At 43.3% G+C, this 20,064-nt stretch carries 13 protein-coding genes and 2 pseudogenes; 13 read left to right on the top strand and 2 right to left on the bottom strand.

The features are described 5' to 3' along the window. Positions 1-26: 26 nt before the first annotated feature. Entirely contained in the window at positions 27-470 is a 444-nt protein-coding gene (locus AC6JAD_RS05140; RefSeq protein ID WP_461302211.1) for a hypothetical protein, read from the top strand. 54 nt (positions 471-524) lie between these two features. On the opposite strand, the gene AC6JAD_RS05135 is transcribed toward AC6JAD_RS05140, so the two are convergent. Continuing rightward, the gene (locus AC6JAD_RS05135; protein WP_461302212.1) at positions 525-1,586 is read right to left on the bottom strand and encodes an endonuclease/exonuclease/phosphatase family protein; all 1,062 of its coding nucleotides are present in this window, start codon (positions 1,584-1,586) and stop codon (positions 525-527) included. Positions 1,587-1,713: 127 nt separating this feature from the next. Here AC6JAD_RS05135 and AC6JAD_RS05130 point away from each other — a divergent pair, with 127 nt between their 5' ends. Beyond that, positions 1,714-4,569 carry a carboxypeptidase-like regulatory domain-containing protein gene (locus tag AC6JAD_RS05130; protein WP_461302213.1) on the top strand — a complete coding sequence of 952 codons (2,856 nt, stop codon included), beginning with the start codon at positions 1,714-1,716 and terminating at the stop codon, positions 4,567-4,569. Positions 4,570-4,602: 33 nt separating this feature from the next. Further along, positions 4,603-6,072 (top strand): DUF5689 domain-containing protein, encoded by a 1,470-nt coding sequence (locus AC6JAD_RS05125; RefSeq protein ID WP_461302214.1) that lies wholly within the window; start codon positions 4,603-4,605, stop codon positions 6,070-6,072. A gap of 66 nt (positions 6,073-6,138) precedes the next feature. On the opposite strand, the gene AC6JAD_RS05120 is transcribed toward AC6JAD_RS05125, so the two are convergent. Beyond that, on the bottom strand, positions 6,139-7,512 hold the full coding sequence (locus AC6JAD_RS05120; RefSeq protein WP_461302215.1) for a glycoside hydrolase family 113: 1,374 nt from the start codon (positions 7,510-7,512) through the stop codon (positions 6,139-6,141). Positions 7,513-7,897: 385 nt separating this feature from the next. On the opposite strand from AC6JAD_RS05120, the gene AC6JAD_RS05115 reads away from it, so the two are divergent. The 10 genes and pseudogenes from AC6JAD_RS05115 (at position 7,898) to AC6JAD_RS05070 (ending at position 19,768) form a co-directional block, all read left to right on the top strand. After that, positions 7,898-11,026, top strand: coding sequence for a hypothetical protein (locus AC6JAD_RS05115; RefSeq protein ID WP_461302216.1), 3,129 nt, complete (start codon positions 7,898-7,900; stop codon positions 11,024-11,026). Between the two features lie 12 nt (positions 11,027-11,038). Beyond that, a pseudogene (locus AC6JAD_RS05110) lies at positions 11,039-11,536 on the top strand (DUF6443 domain-containing protein); the annotation flags it as partial. 1,167 nt (positions 11,537-12,703) lie between these two features. Continuing rightward, positions 12,704-15,154: an RHS repeat-associated core domain-containing protein gene (locus tag AC6JAD_RS05105; RefSeq protein WP_497866289.1), complete on the top strand. Its 2,451-nt coding sequence runs from the start codon at positions 12,704-12,706 to the stop codon at positions 15,152-15,154. Between the two features lie 154 nt (positions 15,155-15,308). Beyond that, positions 15,309-15,713, top strand: a complete 405-nt coding sequence (locus AC6JAD_RS05100) for a hypothetical protein (protein WP_461302218.1) — start codon at positions 15,309-15,311, stop codon at positions 15,711-15,713. Between the two features lie 119 nt (positions 15,714-15,832). Next, a pseudogene (locus AC6JAD_RS05095) lies at positions 15,833-16,087 on the top strand (RHS repeat-associated core domain-containing protein); the annotation flags it as partial. A 273-nt stretch (positions 16,088-16,360) separates the two neighbouring features. Further along, positions 16,361-16,819 carry a hypothetical protein gene (locus tag AC6JAD_RS05090; RefSeq protein WP_461302219.1) on the top strand — a complete coding sequence of 153 codons (459 nt, stop codon included), beginning with the start codon at positions 16,361-16,363 and terminating at the stop codon, positions 16,817-16,819. 3 nt (positions 16,820-16,822) lie between these two features. Further along, on the top strand, positions 16,823-17,218 hold the full coding sequence (locus AC6JAD_RS05085) for a hypothetical protein (protein ID WP_461302220.1): 396 nt from the start codon (positions 16,823-16,825) through the stop codon (positions 17,216-17,218). 153 nt (positions 17,219-17,371) lie between these two features. Then, the gene (locus tag AC6JAD_RS05080) at positions 17,372-18,349 is read left to right on the top strand and encodes an RHS repeat domain-containing protein (RefSeq protein WP_461302845.1); all 978 of its coding nucleotides are present in this window, start codon (positions 17,372-17,374) and stop codon (positions 18,347-18,349) included. 3 nt (positions 18,350-18,352) lie between these two features. Next, positions 18,353-18,712, top strand: coding sequence for a hypothetical protein (locus AC6JAD_RS05075; RefSeq protein WP_461302221.1), 360 nt, complete (start codon positions 18,353-18,355; stop codon positions 18,710-18,712). Between the two features lie 504 nt (positions 18,713-19,216). Continuing rightward, complete coding sequence (locus AC6JAD_RS05070; protein WP_461302222.1) at positions 19,217-19,768, top strand: hypothetical protein; 552 nt, start codon at positions 19,217-19,219, stop codon at positions 19,766-19,768. Positions 19,769-20,064 lie beyond the last annotated feature (296 nt).

Here is a 20,064-nt window from a genome sequence, read left to right as displayed (position 1 = left end):
GTAGGAAACCAAAAACACATCGACCTATGTACACGACCGTTCAATTTTTGCACTCTTATTGGGCTTATTTGGTCCTTTTCATTGTTTTAATTGCAACACTTAATGCCTTGGCCGGGTTCTTCGGTAATAAGGAGTATCAACCCAAGGACTTTAGGATTTCCCTTTTCGCACTTATAGTGACGCATATTCAACTGCTCATTGGATTGGTATTGTATTTCATTTCCCCCCTTGGGCTAAAGTCCATTACCAATAATGGAATGGGAGCAGTTATGAAAGATGCTACCCTGCGCCTGTATGCGGTAGAGCACATCACTGTAATGATATTGGCTGTGGTGTTTATTACCATAGGATATTCAAAACACAAAAAGAAACTGGTTTCCAAACCCAAGTTTAAGATGCTGGCCATCTTTTATACGGTAGCTTTGGTCTTCATGTTAAGCAGAATACCGTGGCAACAATGGTTTTCATAAGCGCATAAAAAAAAGTCCTGATTCAACAGGGCTTTTTTTTATATGTCCATACCATTAGTTGGTAGGAGTAGTTTCTTTGATTAAGTAGATGTATACTGGGAAGTGATCACTATAGCCTCCAGTAAATGCCCCGTTCGAAAAACTTCGGTAAGGATAACCCTTCCAGCGTCCCCTTGAGTTTGCCAAATAGGTTTTGTTGAAAATACCTGTTTTGTACAAACGATACGACGAATAGTCCTTTTTAGTCAATTCTGTAGAAACAATAATCTGATCGAAAAGGTTCCAGCCATCCCTCCATGCTAAGGTACCAAGGCCCTTCTTGAACATGTCTTCCATAGGATTGTAAAGGTCCTTAATATCCAGTTTACTCTTTTTCTTCTTGGTATCGAGCACATCTTTTACACTTGGGCTTGTAGGGTCATCATTAAGATCACCCATGGTCACAATTTTCGCATAGGGATCTTCGCCGAACAAGGAATCGATAAGACGTTTATTGAGCTTGGCGGCTTTTATTCTTTTAGGCCTACTGCGTGCTTCCCCACCACTTCTGGAAGGCCAATGATTTACGATTAAATGAATCTTTTCTCCATCGAGGAGGCCACTAACGAGCAACTGATCCCGAGTAAAGATGCGCCGTGTGGCATCATTGTTATCATAAATTTTGAGCTCATGGTTTTTGTAGTTCGTAGGGGTAAATACTTTTTTCTGGTACAGCAACGCCACGTCAATACCCCTGCGGTCCGGTGAATCGAAGTGAATAATGCCATAGTTTTTGTCCAATAATGGTTCTTGCACAATGAGATCCTCTAGCACCCTACGGTTTTCAATTTCGCAAACCCCTATAATTGCTGGTGAAGTACCGGTAACGTCTTCCCCTATTTCGGAAATTACCTGCGCCATGTTCTTTAGCTTTGCATTATAAATTTCCTCGGTCCAATGATCCTTTCCGTCCGGCGTTCGGTCATCATCAAAAGTAAGTGGATCATCCTCAAAATCGAAGAGGTTTTCCAAATTGTAAAAGGCAATCGTATTTACTTTATAACTCTTTTCTTCTTGAGAAATACCTGAAAAAATCGCTGTAAAGTAAAGAGCGATAAGGGTATAGATTAATTTCATTGTTACGTTGTATTAAGTTTGCGTAAAGTCCTTAGCAAAAGCTGAGCCAAAAGTACTTAATTCATTGAAAATATGTACTTTTGCAGCCCATTTATAACAATTTATTAAACCAAACACAATTAACTAAATGAAACACGTACTAGGAGCTCTTTTCTTACTGTTTTTCAGCGGTTTCGTAACCGCACAGGAAGCAGTGGTGAAAGGAAGAGTGGTGGATACCAACTCCAATGACGCGATCCCAGGAGCAGAAGTTCGCATTCAGGGAAGCACATTGGCGACGCAGACCGATGCAGAAGGGTTGTTTTCTATCACCGGAACGGATCTCCCCCAAGGAGAACAAGTTCTAATTGTAGCAAAGCAGGATTACATTCTACAGAGAATACCTATTACCATACAGAATGGTAGTACGGTAAATCTGGATCCCGTTCTTCTACAATTAGACCTGAGCGAGGTGGAGGCCCAGATTGGGATTATCAGTCTTTCGGACAATGAATTGAATCAAGACGAAGGAACTTCCTTCAATATTTCTGGACTTTTACAAGCCTCCAGGGATGTATTCTTGAGTGCTGCTGCTTTCGACTTTAGCGCTACCTTCTTCAGACCAAGGGGATTGGACAACGCTAATGGAAAGGTGCTAATTAACGGTATTGAAATGAACAAACAATTCACCGGTCGCCCACAATGGGGTAACTGGGGAGGATTGAACGATGTGCAGCGTAACCGCGAATTCACTATGGGCTTGAAAGCCAACGAATATACCTTTGGTGATTTGGCAGGAACCACCAACATAATTATGAGGGCTTCCCAATACCGTGAAGGAGGAAGGGTTTCTTATGCTATGGCCAATAGAAGTTATGAAGGACGGATTATGGGTACCTATAACAGTGGTCTTTTGGGAAGTGGATGGGCCTATTCTGTCTCTGCAGCAAGACGCTTTGGGGAAGAAGGATATATAGATGGAACCCTATACGACGCCAACTCATTTTTTGCATCCGTAGAAAAGAAATTGAATGACGATCACAGCCTTAATTTAACCGCATTCTATACACCAAACAGAAGAGGTCGTTCAACTGCGATCACACAGGAAAATAGGGACTTAAAAGGGATAAGGTATAATCCCAACTGGGGATATCAAGATGGGGAAATACGCAATAGTAGGACCCGTGAAATCCAAGAACCTATTATTACCTTGAACCACTACTGGAACATTTCAGAAAACACTTCTCTAAATACCAATATTGGATATCAGTTCGGAACCATTAAGGACAGCCGAATTGACAACAACGGTACGCGATTGGTAACTATTGATGGACAAGACTTTTTCGCCGGAGGGGCCAGAAACCCTTTAGGCAACTATTACCAGTTGCTTCCTAGTTATCATTTAAGAAATGAAAACCCAACCGAGTTCGAATATCAGCAGGCTTTCTTGGCGCAGCAAGAATTTGTTAATAATGGACAGATAAACTGGAACCAATTATACGAGGCCAATATTGATGGAGCGACAGGTTTGGCAAGAAATGCTACTTATATTATTCAGAACGACGTGATTGAAGACACCCAATTAACCTTCAATACGATTTTGGATACACGAATCAATGAGAATGTTACATTGAATGCCAGTGCTTCTTATAGAACATTGAAAAGCGAAAATTACGCAGAAGTAGAAGACCTTTTGGGCAGTACAGGATATCTGGATATCGATAACTTTGCCGAAGCTGCTGCCGAGGATGCTACCGAGGAGTTACAAAGCAATCTAGCGCAGAGTGATGTACGTAACCCAAATAGAATTGTTACTGAGGGAGATCGCTATAAGTACAATTACGACCTTAATGCAGATGTCATTACTGGTTTTGCCCAGGCACAATTTAAATACAATACTGTAGATTTTTACCTAGGTGCTACTGCGAGCCAAACTACTTACCAAAGAACAGGTCTTTATGAGAATGGAAACTTTCCTGGAGCCGATTCCTTTGGGGACGGTGAGGAATTAAGCTTTACCAATTTTGGAGCAAAAGGAGGATTGGTTTATAAAGTAACTGGACGTCACCTTATCGATCTAAATGCTGGGTACTTTACCAAGGCACCTACCTTAAGAAACTCGTTTACGAATGCCCGACAGAACAACAATGTGGTGGCAGACCTTACCGAAGAGAAAGTGCAAGCATTGGACCTTAGTTATATATACCGCTCCCCAATTGTAAAAGCACGTGTAACTGGGTTTTACAATACCATTCAAGATCAAACCGAAATCGGATTCTATTTCACCGAGAACCTATCTGGGCTTGGTGTGGAGCAAGATGCATTTGTACAGGAAGTATTATCAGGAATCGACACCCGAAGAATGGGAGTGGAAGTTGGTATAGAGGCGCAGGTAACCCCTACCGTAAAATTGAAGGGAGCTGCTTCTGTAGGCCAGTATGTATATACCAACAATCCCAACCTTTACTTAAATAGCGACGATTTTGATGGTAACCTAACCTTTGGTGATGGTACGGCAAAATTAAAGGATCTTCACGTAGCAGGTGGTCCAGAGCGTGCCTATCAAATCGGGATGGAATATCGCGACCCGGATTTCTGGTGGGTAGGAGTAACAGGTAACTATTTTTCGAACGCATACATCGACGTGAATAACTTGGCAAGGACTTCCAACTTTACGAGCGATTTCGATGGGCAAACCTTCAACGATTATGATGAGGAGGTTGCACGTGGATTATTGGAGCAAGAGCAGTTCGATAGTTATCCACTGGTAAATGTCGTAGGTGGTAAATCTTGGAAGATCAATCAATACTTTGTTGGTTTCTTTGCCACGATTAACAACGTCCTTGGCGAAGATTACGTCACCGGAGGATTTGAGCAAGGAAGAAATACGAATTATCGTGATGTCTTGGTGGATAAATCGAGACCAAATGGACCTGTATTCGGACCAAGATATTTCTTCGGAAACGGTACCACTTATTACCTTAACGTATACGTACGATTTTAAAAAACAATTCAGAAAAAAATAACAGCATATATCATGAAACATTTAAAAAATTATAAACTGATCTTGTTCCTAGCGGTAGTAACCTTTGTTGCTTCCTGTGTGGAAGATGATGATTTCGGAACTCCCGATCTTACGGTAAACGATCCACAATTGGAAACGACTCCAATTACTATAGAAGGGTTGTACGGACAGTTTTTACAGGAAGCCATTCAGGCGGTCGATGACCTTGGGGTAGATCCGAGCGATCCAAATTATGAAGAGGTATTAAATGGAGTACTTCAAGACCTTAAAATTACGTTCGATGAAGGCACTACCTATATTGAAGGTTATGTAATTTCAAGTGACGAAGCAGGAAACTTCTTCGAGGAGATTATCATACAGAATGCACCTGCAAATCCAACACGTGGGGTACGTTTCTTAATAGACGTTAATCCGTTGTTTACGGCTTATGAGCCCGGACGAAAGGTATTCATTAAAATGGATGGTCTTTCTATGGGTATCTCCAATGGATTGTTCACTATTGGTGTACTGGATGCCAACGACCTTGAAAAGGTAGCATCTTCTCAACTGGAAGAGACGTTGCTTCGTTCTTCGGAAATTGCAACCTTGGAGCCACTTCCTATCACATTTGCAGATTTTTCTGGCGATTTGACCAACCTTTATGTTCGGTTGAGCGATGTTCAATTCAATAGAAACCAAGTATTAGGGGATGATGTACTCACCTTTGCGGCAGAACCCACAGATGAGTTCGATGGGGAACGAATCTTGGAAAGTTGTTCTACAGGTTCCAATGTAATTTTTAGCACCAGTACTTTTGCAGACTTCAAGGCTATTCAGTTGCCTTCTGGAAGAGGAACAATGGATGGAATTTTCACGTACAACTTCTTCGGCGATACCTTCAATATGGTAGTTAATGATCCTTCCTATATCAATTTCGATAGTGCCGATCGTTGTGATCCAGATGTATATGTATGTGATCAGCCAAGCGGCGGAGGATCTGATATCTACAGTGAAAACTTCGAGCAGTTTAATGCTATCGAGGACTATGTAAACTTGGGATGGACAAATGTAAATGTGGCCAATTCGAATGGTGAGCTATGGGTAATTGGAAACTTCAGTAATAACAATTACGCACAGATCACAGGATTTAATTCCAATGAGGATATTATCGATACTTGGTTAATTACACCAGCTATTGATATGTCTGCGACTACAGGAGAGGAACTATCCTTCGATCTTCAGGTAAACTTCGATAATGGAGAAATCCTTACGGTATTGTTCTCTAATGACTTTACGGGGGATCCTACCGCAGCTACTTGGTTCCAATTGGATGCAGATATCCCAGAAGGACCATCCGGAGGCTTCGGTGATTTTGAGCCTGTAGGACCCATAAATGTATCTTGTGTAGAAGGAACCATGCACGTGGCGTTCCGTTACCAAGGAAGTGATCCAGATGCAACCACACGTTACCACGTAGACAACGTAACTGTAACAGGTAACTAGGAAAACGATACGATTAGAAATTAAAAAAGCGTCCCATGGGACGCTTTTTTTGTTTTGTAGATGAGGTTAGGGGGTATAGAACCTTTTAGCCACTAAGTTCATGGCGGGTTTGTATTCTATGGTGAAACTCGTGTTTTCACCGTTACTGGAACCGCCTTGCCATTCCCAAATATGGATGCCTGCAAACCAGGGTTGTTGCCAAACCGTATTGAAAAAGGACTCATAGCAATGGTATTGCTCCTTTGTTGAAATTTTGGAAAACCAATGGGAGACGCTTCCCCATTCCCAAGGAATTTGTGAGGTGCCTTTTAAGGAACGATAGCCCATTTCTGTAAATAGAATGGGTTTGTGGAATTGTTTGCTCACCTTTTCCATGTCGGAAATAAACGGTTGCCAAGCACTTTCTAATTGATCCAGTGAAGGGTTTTCGCCATCGCTCAGTGGAAAATATGCCTGAATCCCTATGAAATCCAATGCATCCCAAAATGGGATTTCTTGGTATTCCTTGTTCCAATTAGCTGCGTAGGTAAGTGATCCCGTATACACCTTTTTTATCTTTTCAATAAAGGCGAGCCATTTTTCTGGTCGTTCCCTAACGGTACTTTCCAACTCGGTGCCAATACAGAATTGCTCGAACCCCAATTCTTGAGCAAGTTCGGCATACATTAGCATGGTTTTTTCGTAGTTGTCGAACCATAGATCCCAACTTTTATTATCGGCCATCTGGATATTGGATCTCCATTTTCCTGGAACATTCTCACGCATCCAGATATGTGGTTTTAACATGATTTTAATGCCGTACGCATTGCATTCCTTCTTAATTTTAGCATAGCGCATCTGGGTTTCCTGAAACCGATCTGCAGATGGAACACCCACTTCGGGAGAATTGTATTGTCTTTGCCAAATAAAGGGAGTAAGGGTAATCCATTCAAAATTATTGGTTTTCAGTTTTTCAATGTCCTCAAGATTGCTTGAAATATTAAAGGTGTGAATACCCCGTTGTTTGGTATCTATGCACCCCAGGTCCCGAATGTAATTGGAGGTATTATCGACAGAGGAATCCCATGTGTATTGAAAGGATTCCGATAAGCGATAGTGCTGCAATGATTTCATGGAAACGGTAATCAATACTAGCGGTAAGACGACCTTTAAACCTATACCCACCAGCAGTCCTTTACCACCTTTTTTTCTGTAATTAATGACCAAGCTTCGTACCAATAGAAAAACCAAATAGGGAATAAGGAGCATGCCCCAATAGGCAGGATGGGAAAGGATGTTTCCTGCAATATCCTTTAGGAGGCTCCATGCCTGTCCTGTAGTCCTGTCACCACCTAAAAAGATAAGAAGAAATAGTGCCGCCCATGATATAACAAAGGTGATTCCGTAGATGAAAACGAACCTTTTCAACCGTTTTTTTAGGGTGGTTTTTTGTATCCTCATACCTAATGTATTTATAGTTAGTAGCTATAAGTTATGTTTTGATACAGCATCCCTTTCTTTTTAAGTTGAAAATTACAGTATTTACATTAAACCTGTTTTTTCCACTATGATATTACCGTAAATAATTTATGTTTTTTTAACATCTGTGTAAATTATTGAGGATCAAATACCTGTAGTGTTGCAATGGTCTGGATTCATGAATATCGTGCATGCGGCAATTTACCAAGCAGCATTTTACCGTAATTTTTCAGTAGCTTTAATCGTTCTATTATTAGAATACATTTTATCTCCCCTCCAGAATTAATGACAATAGATTAATGTTAAGGCAATTTGCCTTGGCACCAGGTTCCGTTGTTTTCATGTTTTACAATTAAATTCAGTTTTTATGAAGAAAATTTTTGTTTTAGCGTCTCTTATAGTGGGTGTGCCCAGCTTATTTGGCCAAGATCAGGCCAATTATCCCGAACAGTTTTCTAAGATGGTACAGGTTCCTCCCTCACCTGAGGCAGCAGCATTCCAAAAATATGGGGACTATGAAGTAAGTCTTCATACAGGTACGCCCAATATTTCTGTTCCATTGTATGTGTACAAGGGCCGTGAGATGGACCTTCCTATTTCCCTTACCTACGACGCTTCAGGTATTAAGGTGAATCAGGCATCAACGAACGTGGGGCTGGGCTGGAACCTGAATGTAGGAGGGCGTGTGACTCGACAAACACGCGGGTTGCCCGACCATGGAGTAGCTACATTAGGACCAAAAAATGCGACCATTAGAAATAAGGTAGTAAAATATAGGGATTACAATGGGTTCTACGATGATACCGGGAATATTTTCGACAATAGCAGTGTTGCAGCCGCCAAGGATGATGTTCAGGAGTACTACGAATTTTTAGAAGATGTTAGTAAATCTGAAATTGATATTGAACAGGACTATTTCAGCGTTAATGGAATGGGACTCAATGACATTATCTGGATGGATACCCAAAACTATACACCGCACCCTCTCAAGGACATTAATCTAAAAATTGTTTCACCCGTTTCTCCTACGGGTTGGGACATAAACCATTGGGAATTTATTGATGGCAGTGGTAATAGGTATTTTTTCGGAAATTATTTCGATGGGTCCGAGCCTTATGATATCGCGACCAACCCAACGAATGCAATTGAGATTATACAGAGAAAAGACGACAAGGATACCCAGCCTATCCCCAACTCTAACATTACATATAATTCCTCTTGGCTATTGGCCAAAGTGGTGTCGGCCAATGGGAAGGATGTATATCACTTCAATTATACCAACAATACGGAAGCAGATTTCCCAGAGCTCCCAAGTGTGATTAACCAGACCACCACCCATAATAAGGATCACATGGGCGGAGGGGTTTTCCAGTATACAGGGGCAGGAAGTTTACCTCAAAGCAATAAGATTAGTTCGGTGAAATCATACAATACCCTCCAGGTACTTGAATCCGTATATCACAATGGTCGAGAGGTGATCCGATTCGAGGTTATGGATCGGAATGACCTCCAAAATGGCACTGACAAAGGTGTTAAAGCTATTCGTGTATACGAGGACTACGCATCTTCTACTGTGCCATTGCAGAAGATCGAACTGGAGCATACTTATTTTGAATCTGGGTCCGCTACCGAATATTACCAGAAAAGATTGAAACTGGATAGTATTAAGATTGGTACGGGCACAGACCTGAAAAGGTACGGTTTTGATTATGATAACCCCACGAGCCTTCCTGACCGTTTTTCTTATGATTTCGATATCCTCGGATATTTTAACGGTGCAGGTAATAGCACGGCCTTTCAGAAATGGCCCAGCACAGGAACCGTAGAACTTCCGGGGGGAGATCGTACGGTTTCGGAACAACACACCAAGTACGGTACACTTAATAAAATTTCCTACCCTACAGGTGGTTATACCGAATTTGAGTATGAAAATCACAAAACGGCAACGGAAACACTACCAGGTCTTCGTATAAAGAGTATCAGCAGTTATGCCGATACCGGGGTTCTTGCTACCAAAAATGCGTATGAATATCCAGATAGTGCATTGCATAAAAGTTTCGCACCCATCCTATTTATTGAGGAGGAACTGGAACTTAGCCCTTGTATTAGCAATTCTTTTGGGGTAACTCCTGGCACCCTATACCGTTACGTTATGCCTCCCAATATGGACGATGGGGCGTACATTAATTATGACAAGGTAATCCAACGAAGGGTGGACGGTACTACTGACCATGGTTATACGGAGTTCGATTTTGTAACGGGTACTGGCAATGAAAATTGGGTGAATAACAACCAGATGCCATTCTATAATTACTACACGTCAGGTCAAGGGATTGGAAACCCCAAGGGATCCAAAGTGGTTAATGATCAAAATGCTACCCTTACATCTGAAGTCAACACCTATTCATCCAGTGCAGATATTTATTTGGACCAGACCTTTGTGGTCAAGCAAAATCCATTGAAGAATTATTCCTATATATGTGTTTCCAAGAATGGGAGTACTATAAATGTGTTTTCGGGGGATGGCAACGTACAGCCTGATACTTCTTCATGTCCAACATTGGTAACATGGCAAATTGAATCACAGGGCCATGAATCTATGGCTGCGGGTTATTGTACTGGGCCAGACTCCGAGGGCATCAATATATCTACCTTGGCTAAGTTCGAGCAACGCCCTGTTTCGATACAGGCAAAATCTTCACATCTTATTACCGCTGTAAAAACAGAGTATTTCGGTGGGCAATCGGTGACCACCACCACCAATAACACGTATACGATAGATACACATTTAATGGCATCAACAGAAAGCGATATTGGGGACGGGGACCGCCTTCGTACTGAGTACACCTACCCATTGGATATCCCATTGGGCATCAGGACGGTTGCGGAAGATTCTCTTATTGATGCCAACCGACTATCCGCACCCATTATGACCAAGACCAAAAGGGTGGACGACCAGAACAATGCGACCCTGCTCGCTACCCAGAAGACCATTTACAAAAAATGGACCATAGATAGTGTCAAACACTTACAACCAGAGTTTGTTAGGAGCGAAAAAGGCGGTACGGGCAGTAGTCTTGAGGACCGCATCGAGGTCATTGCCCTGGACCCCCATGGCAACATCCGGGAGGCGAGCCTTACCGATGGTCCCTCCGTGACCTACCTTTGGGGCTATGATGGGCGTTATCCGGTGGCCAAGATAGAGGACCGTAGTTACGCCAGCTTGAACAGCGCCCTCTTGGTGGCGGTAGAAGGTGCCTCGGAAGCCAATATGGCAACGGCCCTACAGAACCTGAGAAACCATGTAGACACCACAGGAGGGCTCATGACTTCCTATACCTACCTTCCCATGGTAGGGGTGAGCACGGTAACGGACCCCAGGGGCTATACGATGTATTACCATTACGATGAGCACCATCGCCTGAAGTACGTAAAGGACCCCGATGGGAACGTCCTTAGCGAGAACGAATACGTGTACAGAACCAATAACCCTTAAAAGACCGAGAAGATGAAAAAGTCAGCAATTACATTCATGATAGCCGCCATCCTTCCCTTCTTGGCAATGGGACAGGACCAGAACCATGTAAAATCCACTAGTTACCAGGAGCCCTATAACCAATCCCAGGTGGAGGCCGGTGGCATCTATGAGGACCACAAAATAGAAGGGGTGACCTACTACGATGGCCTCGGAAGGCCCCTCCAATCTGTTTCCATGAGGGCGGGCAACAACAAAGAGGACCTTGTCACCCCAATGCTGTACGACGGGCTGGGCCGCCAGGACAAACAGTACCTGCCCTATCCGGTGGTGGGGAACAATGGGGCCTTTGTTACGTCTCCCATTGGCGCACAGGAAGCCTTTTACAATACCGCCTTCCCGGGAGAGCTGGACCCCAACGACATAAATGCTTTCAGCCATACGGTTTTTGAGGCCTCGCCCCTGAGCCGTCCCCTAGAGCAAGGGGCCCCTGGCGAAAGCTGGAAGGTGGACACTTCGAGCAACAACGACCACACCATAAAGTACGGTTACCAGCTCAACCTGGGCGACGTGGAGCACTTTTCGGTAGGCTTCGGCTTGGACACCGAGGATCCACAGTTGCAGCACAAGGGAGGGTACCCCATTAACCAGTTGTACGTGACCGAGACCCGGGACGAGAACTGGCAGACGGGCGATGGTATCCATGGGAAGAACTATGAGATCAAGAACCGCATCGGGCAGGTACTACTTAAAAGGAACACCGTGGCGGACCCCAGCAAGGGCCCCACCCAGCCCAACAACCACGATACCTATTACGTCTACGACAATTTCGGGAACCTAACCTATGTGCTCTCCCCGGAGGCCTCTGCCCAGATCATCGACGGCAACGGGAACATGGTCACCCATTACCAGACGGTACTGGACGAACTGGGGTACCAGTACAAATACGACTCCCGTAACCGTCTGATCGAGAAGAAGGTCCCCGGAAAGGGCTGGGAGCATATCGTGTACGACAACCTGGACCGGCCCATCCTTACCCAGGATGCCATCCAGCGCACCGACGACGAATGGCTGTTCACCAAGTACGATGCCCATGGGAGGGTGATCCTAACGGGGGTCCTTCCCTCGACAGAGGACCGTAGCACGCTACAGGGATGGGCCGACAACGAGGACGAGCCCTACGAGGAACGTACCCCTACCGCAAGCACGACCAACGAGGGCGTGTCCTACTACTATTCGAACGGTGCGTTCCCCACGCCGCTCAACCTGGAGATCCATACCATAAACTATTACGACAGCTATGTGGACCACAGCCCCACGGTGCTCCCCACGGACGTACTCGGACAAACGGTGACCACCAATGTCAAGGGACTGCCCACCGTGACCAGGGTAAGGACACTGGGCACCACGGACTGGGCCACCACCCTTACCGCCTATGACGAAAAGGGCAGGGCCATCTATGTGGACAGCTATAACGATTACCAGGACAGCCGGGACATCGCCAAGAGCCTGCTGGACTTTGCGGGGAAGGTCACCCAGAGCGAGACCCAGCACCTAAAGACGGGGAAACCCACCATAGTTACCAGGGACTATTTCACCTATGACCATATGGCGCGCCTGCTCACACACCGACAGCAAGTGGACAGCGAAGAGGTACAGCTCATTGCCCTCAACACCTACGATGCCCTCGGGCAGTTGGTGGAAAAGGGCGTAGGGGGGATTTCCCTGCTGGACGGGTACACGGACCTCACCAATGCGACCGTGGCCGGGGACGGCACCATTACCTTCAGCGGAAGCGGGCAGGCCTATAATGCGCACGTTAAGACAATGGGGACCATACCCAGCGAGTACGCAGGGTACATAGAGCTGATCGTGGACCAGGCCGACGAGCACCTGCGCTTCGGTTTCGATACGTCGGGCAGTACCAATAATGGGGAGGACTATGACTACGGCATCCACCTTAGGCTCAACGGCCTCGTTAACTACTGGAGCTTGGATACGGGCTCCGGCAGTCCGGGCTGGGCCCAGGCCAACATACTGGGGTATGCTGCCGGTGACCTCTTCCGTGTGGAGCGTACCTTGGACAACGGGGTGTACACCCTGAAGTACTGGCACGGGAACAACAACTTTTACAGCCATTCCCTGAGTTCCGCACAATGGGAGGAGGCCCTGGTGGGCAAGGTATCGGCCAGTAGTACCGATGCCAGCGTGTCCGGTGTGAACATGGACGGCCCGTTGCTGGACAACAGGCTACAGCGCATCGACTATACCTACAACATCCGTGGCTGGCTCACCGATATAAACGATATCGCAGCGGCCAGTGCGGGGGCCAAGGGGCTCAACCAGTACAGCGACCTGTTCAACTTCCGTATCAACTACGACCAAGCCGATGGAAGCACCGGGGCCACTGCCCTGTACAACGGGAACATTGCCCAGACCTTCTGGAAAACCGAGAACAGCGATACGGATGTGAGGGGATATGACTATCTTTACGATGACCTTAACCGTATCCTCGGGGCATCGGGCCACAAGGGTACCAGCCTCAACAGTATGAGCACCTACGACCACCACGATGTGAGCGGCCTGGGCTACGACCGCAACGGGAACATCCTGTCCCTGGAGCGCCGTGGTGCCGATGGCACCGATACCAATGCGGGGGTTTGGGATGATCTCGGTTACGCCTATAAGACAGTGAACGGGATCACCACCAACCAGCTCCTGAACGTGCTGGACAGTGCCACCGACCCTGCCTACAGTGGGGAGGGCTTTAAGGACGGCAATGTAGTGGGGCTCACCACCAACGACGATTATGTATACGATGCCAACGGGAACATGGAGGTGGACCGCAACAAGGGGATCTCCTCGATCGCCTATAACCACCTGAACCTGCCCGAAGTGGTGACCATAGACAACGGGACGGAGTCCGGGACCATTACCTACGTGTACGATGCCGCGGGCACCAAGCTCAAGAAGACCGTTGCCATCACGGGGCAGGTGGCCAAGGATATCCTGTACGTGGGGGGCTATGTGTACGAGGATGGAGACCTACAGTTCTTCCCGCACCCAGAGGGGTACGTGGAACCCGTAGCGGGCACCAGCAAGAGCATTGGCATAAGCGTGGGTGGGAGCACCAGCTATACGGCCTACAACTATGTCTATCAATATAAGGACCACTTGGGCAACGTAAGGCTGAGTTATTCCGACAGCGATGGCAACGGCAGTGTGGGCACCGGTGAGATCATCGAGGAATCGAACTATTATCCCTTCGGGCTGGAGCAAAAGGGGTATAATACCACAATTTCTTCTAATGGAAATACGTTAGCACAGAAATACAAGTACAACGGAAAGGAACTCAACGAAGAACTAGGTATGGAATGGTATGACTTTGGAGCAAGGAACTATGATCCTGCTCTTGGACGTTGGATGAATATTGATCCACTAGCCGAGCAGATGAGAAGGCATTCACCATACAACTATGCTTTCAACAATCCCATTTATTTCTTAGATCCTGATGGGATGGCACCAATGGGGCCACAAGATGATTACAAACTATTAAGTGATGGCACTTTTGAAAGAATTGCCGAAACTGATTCTCCAGACAGAGTTTTTGCAACTGATGAGAATGGAGAGGTTATTACCGATCAATTTGTTACCTTGGAAAGTGATGGACAGATTGATTCGATGACTACTAAGGTTGTTGAGGCACTTGATTCTGAGGGTAATGAAGTTGATCTTGAAGTGAAGCATTTAGAAATAGAGAATGGAGATAAAGCGAAAGAAGTTTTCGAATTTTTCGCTGATAACTCTTATGTTGAATGGTCTAAAGTAAATGCCGAAGATTCAAACTACTTTATAGGAACAATGAATGAATATGAAAGGGATGCCTCTGGAGTTTCTAGTGTTGTTGATTTACTCAATAGTGGTCACAATAATGTAGTAGCGGATCACTCTCACCCATATACAGATGAAGATATTAATGCGTTCAAAGAAAGTGGCACGAAATTGGGTGGAGCTTCAGAAGATGATATAAATGTGGCTAAATGGTTTAAAAAAGTTGCTCCAAACCATAATATTGAAACGAATGTATATGTCCCTGCAACGAAATCCTATTATAACTATGATCACACAGGAAATAAACCAAAAAATTGATTCCTTTTTGTGTTCAATTTTAAAGAACTTAATTTTTTCATTAATTATTTTGATACTTTCATTTACCTCATATTCCTGTTTTGGGCAGAAGAAAAATGATTTGAAGTATTACAAGTCATTATCACCTACCCATGTCATAAATTCTGAGGTTTTATTGCAACCAATCAAAGGATATATTGAGGATGAAATTGTTGGCAATCCACCTTACAATATTCTATTGGTTTATGTTGAACGTTTAAGTAAAAGGGACTTTAACGTTTATATAAGGGCAAGTGATATCAATTTGGAGAAGGAGTATTATCGATTAAAAATTAATCCTTATAAGCCGAAAGGATATGTGGTGTTAAATAATGTCCTCGTATTATTATATAAAGATGTTGATTATCTTTTTGAAAAAGTTGGATATCCAGAAGACATCATAAGTACCGATGAAAAAATTAATTTGATCTTTAGCAATCACAAAAATTATCAATGTTATTTCTTTAGAAAGAATTTGGAAGAGGAAAACATCTTAGATTATATTGAATACAAAGGTGAGATATCTAGTATTCCGGACTAAACTAGGAAGGTGATGTTACATAAGACTCAACTTATATAAAGTTGTAAGTAATTGGAAGGCGGCAAGCAAAATACTCTTTTGCTTGCCGACGCTAGAGCCGGACTTTGCATGGCTTCTAGATAACGCTCGACCCTGTCGGGTGCTTACACAAGAGTGAGATCATCGAGGAATCGAACTATTACCCCTTCGGGCTGAAGCAAAGTGGGTACAATGCCACGGTTTCCGGGGGCAACAGCCTCGCACAGCAGTGGAACTTCCTTGGGCAGGAAGAACAGACCGAACTTGGCCTCGGTTGGCTTACCTTTAGGTATAGAAACTATATCCCAGAGATTGGGAGGTTCTTTGGTAGTGACCCAATAACCGAGGAGTTCCTTTCCATTACGAATTATCAGTTTGCGCACAACAGTCCAATCTGGAAAGTAGAGATCGAGGGCCTGGAAGGTGACGTTACAACACCTAATACAGAAGACACTCAAAATAGTGAACCCATTGTTCTAGTATTTCAAGGAAAAGGCACTTTTGGAGAGGTTGGCAAAACAGGTGCAACAAAAGTTGTAAAGAAGAAAGCGAAAAACGCTATAGCAAAAAAAGCTGGCCAGATATTAGGCGGCATTGTAAAAATTGGGGCACATGCTAATTTAATAGGCATGTTGTTATGGACTAATGAATTGAATTCGAACCAACCAGGTGGGGATAATCCATCTCTTAACCCTGAAAATTTCAAAATCGATGAGAAACATCAGGTAGATAATAAACAGATCGATGTTGAAGGAGATGATACTGGGAGTCCAATAAGAAGATTAGAAGATGACATTTTAGAAGATGCAGAACCAGGAAGAGAAACGTCGGGGAGAAGCACTCAATTTGAAAAGGAAGGTGGTCTAGACCAGGCCATTATCGATTTTAATAGTCTTGATCCTAGTGATGTGAAATTCATCGAAGGTCTAGGCGGCTTTCTTAAAACGGGTAAATTGGAAGATGGAAGACATATTACTGTGCGAGAAAAGAGTTCAGACGGGAGACCTACTTTGGAAATTTTTAGCCCTAAAGGTAGAAGAAGAACAAAAATTAGATATAACATAAAAACTTCAGATGAAGAAGAATAGATTATGAAAGATGTACTTAAAAAATGGAATTTAAACGTACTCGACAATAATGATAAATTATATGTTGAAAAACTGCTCAATGATTCCGCTGGGCTAACTATCATTCTAAAGAAAGAAAAAAGTGACAAAAAGTATTTGAAAATATTCTTTGACGATACTCTTTCTTACCGGAACACGAATGAAAGTTTTTTATTGAAAATCTGGCATACAACGCAAAAAGAAAATCTAGGTAAAACATTCTATTCTGTTGAGAACTCTAGCTATATAGATTTTTTTCATGAAATGACTCAAAAAATATATCTAGATTGGGATATAATCCACTATGCCATTTATACAATATCCGAATGTATAGATATCTTATCCCAAGTCCCTCCAGTTATATCATGGGAAGAAGAGTAGATATATATTTTTCCAAACGAACATTTTACTGAAGTTCTTAATTAAGAATACTAATTTCAAGTAGATTAATAAATGAACAGGAATAGGAATCTATTCCTGTTCATTTTCTTTGATAATACGATATGACATTTTAAAAAAGTGTGAAAGGTCTAAATTTTTGAGCCTCGTTACTATCCCTTCGGGCTGCGCCAAAACGGTTACAATGCCTCGGTTTCCGGGGGCAACAGCCTCGCACAGCAGTGGAAGTTCGGGGGCAAACAGATACAGGAGGAGCTCGGGCTGGGCTGGTACGACGTTTCGGCAAGGAACTACGATCCCGCACTGGGAAGGTGGTTTGTGGTGGATGCATTGGCTGATGCAGTTGGGCAGGTTCACAATACACCTTATGGTTATGCACTCAACAATCCAATTGCACTTAATGATCCCGACGGGAACTGTCCCCCTGGTGTTGATTGCTTCTCTTTTGCGAAGGGATTTATAGTAGCGGCAAAAGATGCAGTTGTTGAGGCAATAAAAACTCTCTCAGCAAAAGGAAACCCTGGTGCATACACCCAAATGGGTGCTGAGATGATGCCTGTTATAAACAGCGTAAGAGAAGATCCAGAGGGGACGGGACAAATGATAGTTGATGAGGCTAAGAAATCAATTAGTACTCCTGAAGGACTAGGCTATGGAGTTGGATCAGTAGTGTTTGCATTAGCCGAACCTAGTCCGAGGGGTGAGATGAATGCTTTAAATAAAACGGTTAAGCAATTAGGTAATTTAGATTTTGATGTTAATGTAAAAGCTGATTTTGTTGCCGCACCTGATGGGAATATCAGCACATCAAGTCCAGATTTTGTTGTAACTTCAGACGGAACTACTGTACCTATTCCTGATGGTGCTGTTGGCCCAGGACCGCCAAATAAAGGATCAGGTATGGTATATCAAAGCGGCTCAGGAGGGAAGGGGATGGACAGCAGAACCACGGGTGTTAGGATTATGGACCCTAATGCGAATCAAGGAAGACGCGTCAATTATATGAATAATAATAGAACTACCGCTCAAACAGTTGATCCAATGACCGGTAAAACTATATCTAATAAGGACCCTAGAGGGCATTTACCACTTCCAGTTGACCCACAATTTTAAACTATGAGTGCTAACGATAATATTAAAAACAGTTTAATGAATGAAGAGCTCAATGCTATTCAATTTGTCATGGACTATTTACAAGTTCATTTCAACTCCAAAGGCTTTACTTTTTATATATGGCCTTCAATAAATGTCGATAATGAGATTTACCACTATGGTGACATTGCGTATAGGAATAAACTTTGTGAGTTTATTGAAAAAAAGGTCGTTGATGTTTTCATACTGGATGATTTTATCTTGGTTATTGAATTTAAAAATGGGGATAGTATCCGATTAAGTTTAGACTCTGATAATCCCGATATAATAAGTGAAATAGCGATTTTTCATGACGAAGATGGTACTCTTAGCATATTTGAATGAAGTTGGTAGTGCAGTAAAATAGGTCATGGACTAACTCACGACCCTAAATAACTGAAATCCAGCAGCTCTTAAGGTATAGAGCTGCTGGATTTTAATGTTCTTTGATATGTTTAAGTAAAAGAAGTCTTGTTAAATCCCTTAAAAAAAAGGATGTTTAACGCACATGTTCTAAATTAGGTCATGGGAAAATACAGTGTCCCACGCTATTCCTAATATAGTTGGAACTGATACTGGTAATGCCGTAGAAAATGAGAATAAAGTAAGAGCGCAGCAAGAAAAAGCAGATTGTGCAGAAAACTGTTTAAGAGCTCCCCCCGCTAGCGCCAGACTCTGTCGGGTGCTTCCGTAGGAGTGAGCGGGAATTTAATTAAAAATGCTACCTTTATAGAACTATCGCAACCCCCCGTAGGAGGTTGCGGTTTTTATTTATGTGGTCTCCCGTCTGGAGACGGGCGCCAACGAGCGGAAGAATGGGAAACCAAAAATGACCTAGAAAATTAAAAAATGAGATACAACATATTATTAATCGTTTTATTTGGAATTGGACTTTCTGGAAATGCCCAGAAATTGAGTTATAAAGATTCAACCTCAATCTTGTTCAAATCAAAGTTGCTTACAGTAAGCGAATTTGGTATTGGAGATAAACAGCAAATATTGAATGATTTGGAAGGTCAGAAAGCACAATTTTTGGAAAATAAATATGAGAACTTCGTATTTGTTAAGGTGGTTTTTGACCAACCATATAGGTTGTTAAATCAAAATATCGTATCGTTTAATCGAAATTGCTCATATTATTTGGCTTATAATATTATTGATTCTCGCTATTATCGCTTGGGAGGGTTTGGAGAGTTGGATATTGATTCATTTTTCAAGGATTTAAAGTTAAGAGAAACAACAATCTTTAAGAGTCATACATCGGCTTCGGATATTGAAGGGATAAATATTTATTGCCTTTACGATTATTATAGGATGAAGGATAAGAAAAGAATGAGGAAAGGATATGAATGCTTTGATAACTGTAAAAATGTAACAGAGAGTATCATTATTGTAAATTGAGATTTCCCCCCGCTAGCGCCCGTCTCCAGACAGGTGCTTACACAAGAGTAAGCAGGACCTGAAATCTTAAATAAATTGGTATATTTACAGTACTACCACAACCCCCTGGAAGGGTTGTGGTTTTTTGTTTTCTTTGGTTCTTTACTCATGGGTAAATTATATATTTTGGAATTCGTGAATCTCAGCTTTGTAAGCTTCGATTTCTTTTCCAAAAGAAAGAACTTAGGTTTCCTAGCGTGATGTGGTGGTCACCCGTCATGAGACGGGCGCCAGCAGGAGGAAGTAGAAAGTTTTGA

The sequence above is a fragment of the Aureisphaera sp. genome, from assembly GCF_059726885.1.
The sequence above is the reverse complement of the archived record's forward strand: the minus strand, read 5'-3'. Positions and strand labels throughout refer to the sequence as shown.

Bases quoted from the DNA above. Each gene is read 5' to 3' on its own strand.
- AC6JAD_RS05135 (WP_461302212.1), bottom strand. From the start codon at position 1,586: ATGAAATTAATCTATACCCTTATCGCTCTTTACTTTACAGCGATTTTT.
- AC6JAD_RS05115 (WP_461302216.1), top strand. From the start codon at position 7,898: ATGAAGAAAATTTTTGTTTTAGCGTCTCTTATAGTGGGTGTGCCCAGC.
- AC6JAD_RS05075 (WP_461302221.1), top strand. From the start codon at position 18,353: ATGAGTGCTAACGATAATATTAAAAACAGTTTAATGAATGAAGAGCTC.
- AC6JAD_RS05070 (WP_461302222.1), top strand. From the start codon at position 19,217: ATGAGATACAACATATTATTAATCGTTTTATTTGGAATTGGACTTTCT.
- AC6JAD_RS05140 (WP_461302211.1), top strand. From the start codon at position 27: ATGTACACGACCGTTCAATTTTTGCACTCTTATTGGGCTTATTTGGTC.
- AC6JAD_RS05125 (WP_461302214.1), top strand. From the start codon at position 4,603: ATGAAACATTTAAAAAATTATAAACTGATCTTGTTCCTAGCGGTAGTA.
- AC6JAD_RS05085 (WP_461302220.1), top strand. From the start codon at position 16,823: ATGAAAGATGTACTTAAAAAATGGAATTTAAACGTACTCGACAATAAT.
- AC6JAD_RS05120 (WP_461302215.1), bottom strand. From the start codon at position 7,512: ATGAGGATACAAAAAACCACCCTAAAAAAACGGTTGAAAAGGTTCGTT.
- AC6JAD_RS05090 (WP_461302219.1), top strand. From the start codon at position 16,361: ATGTTGTTATGGACTAATGAATTGAATTCGAACCAACCAGGTGGGGAT.
- AC6JAD_RS05130 (WP_461302213.1), top strand. From the start codon at position 1,714: ATGAAACACGTACTAGGAGCTCTTTTCTTACTGTTTTTCAGCGGTTTC.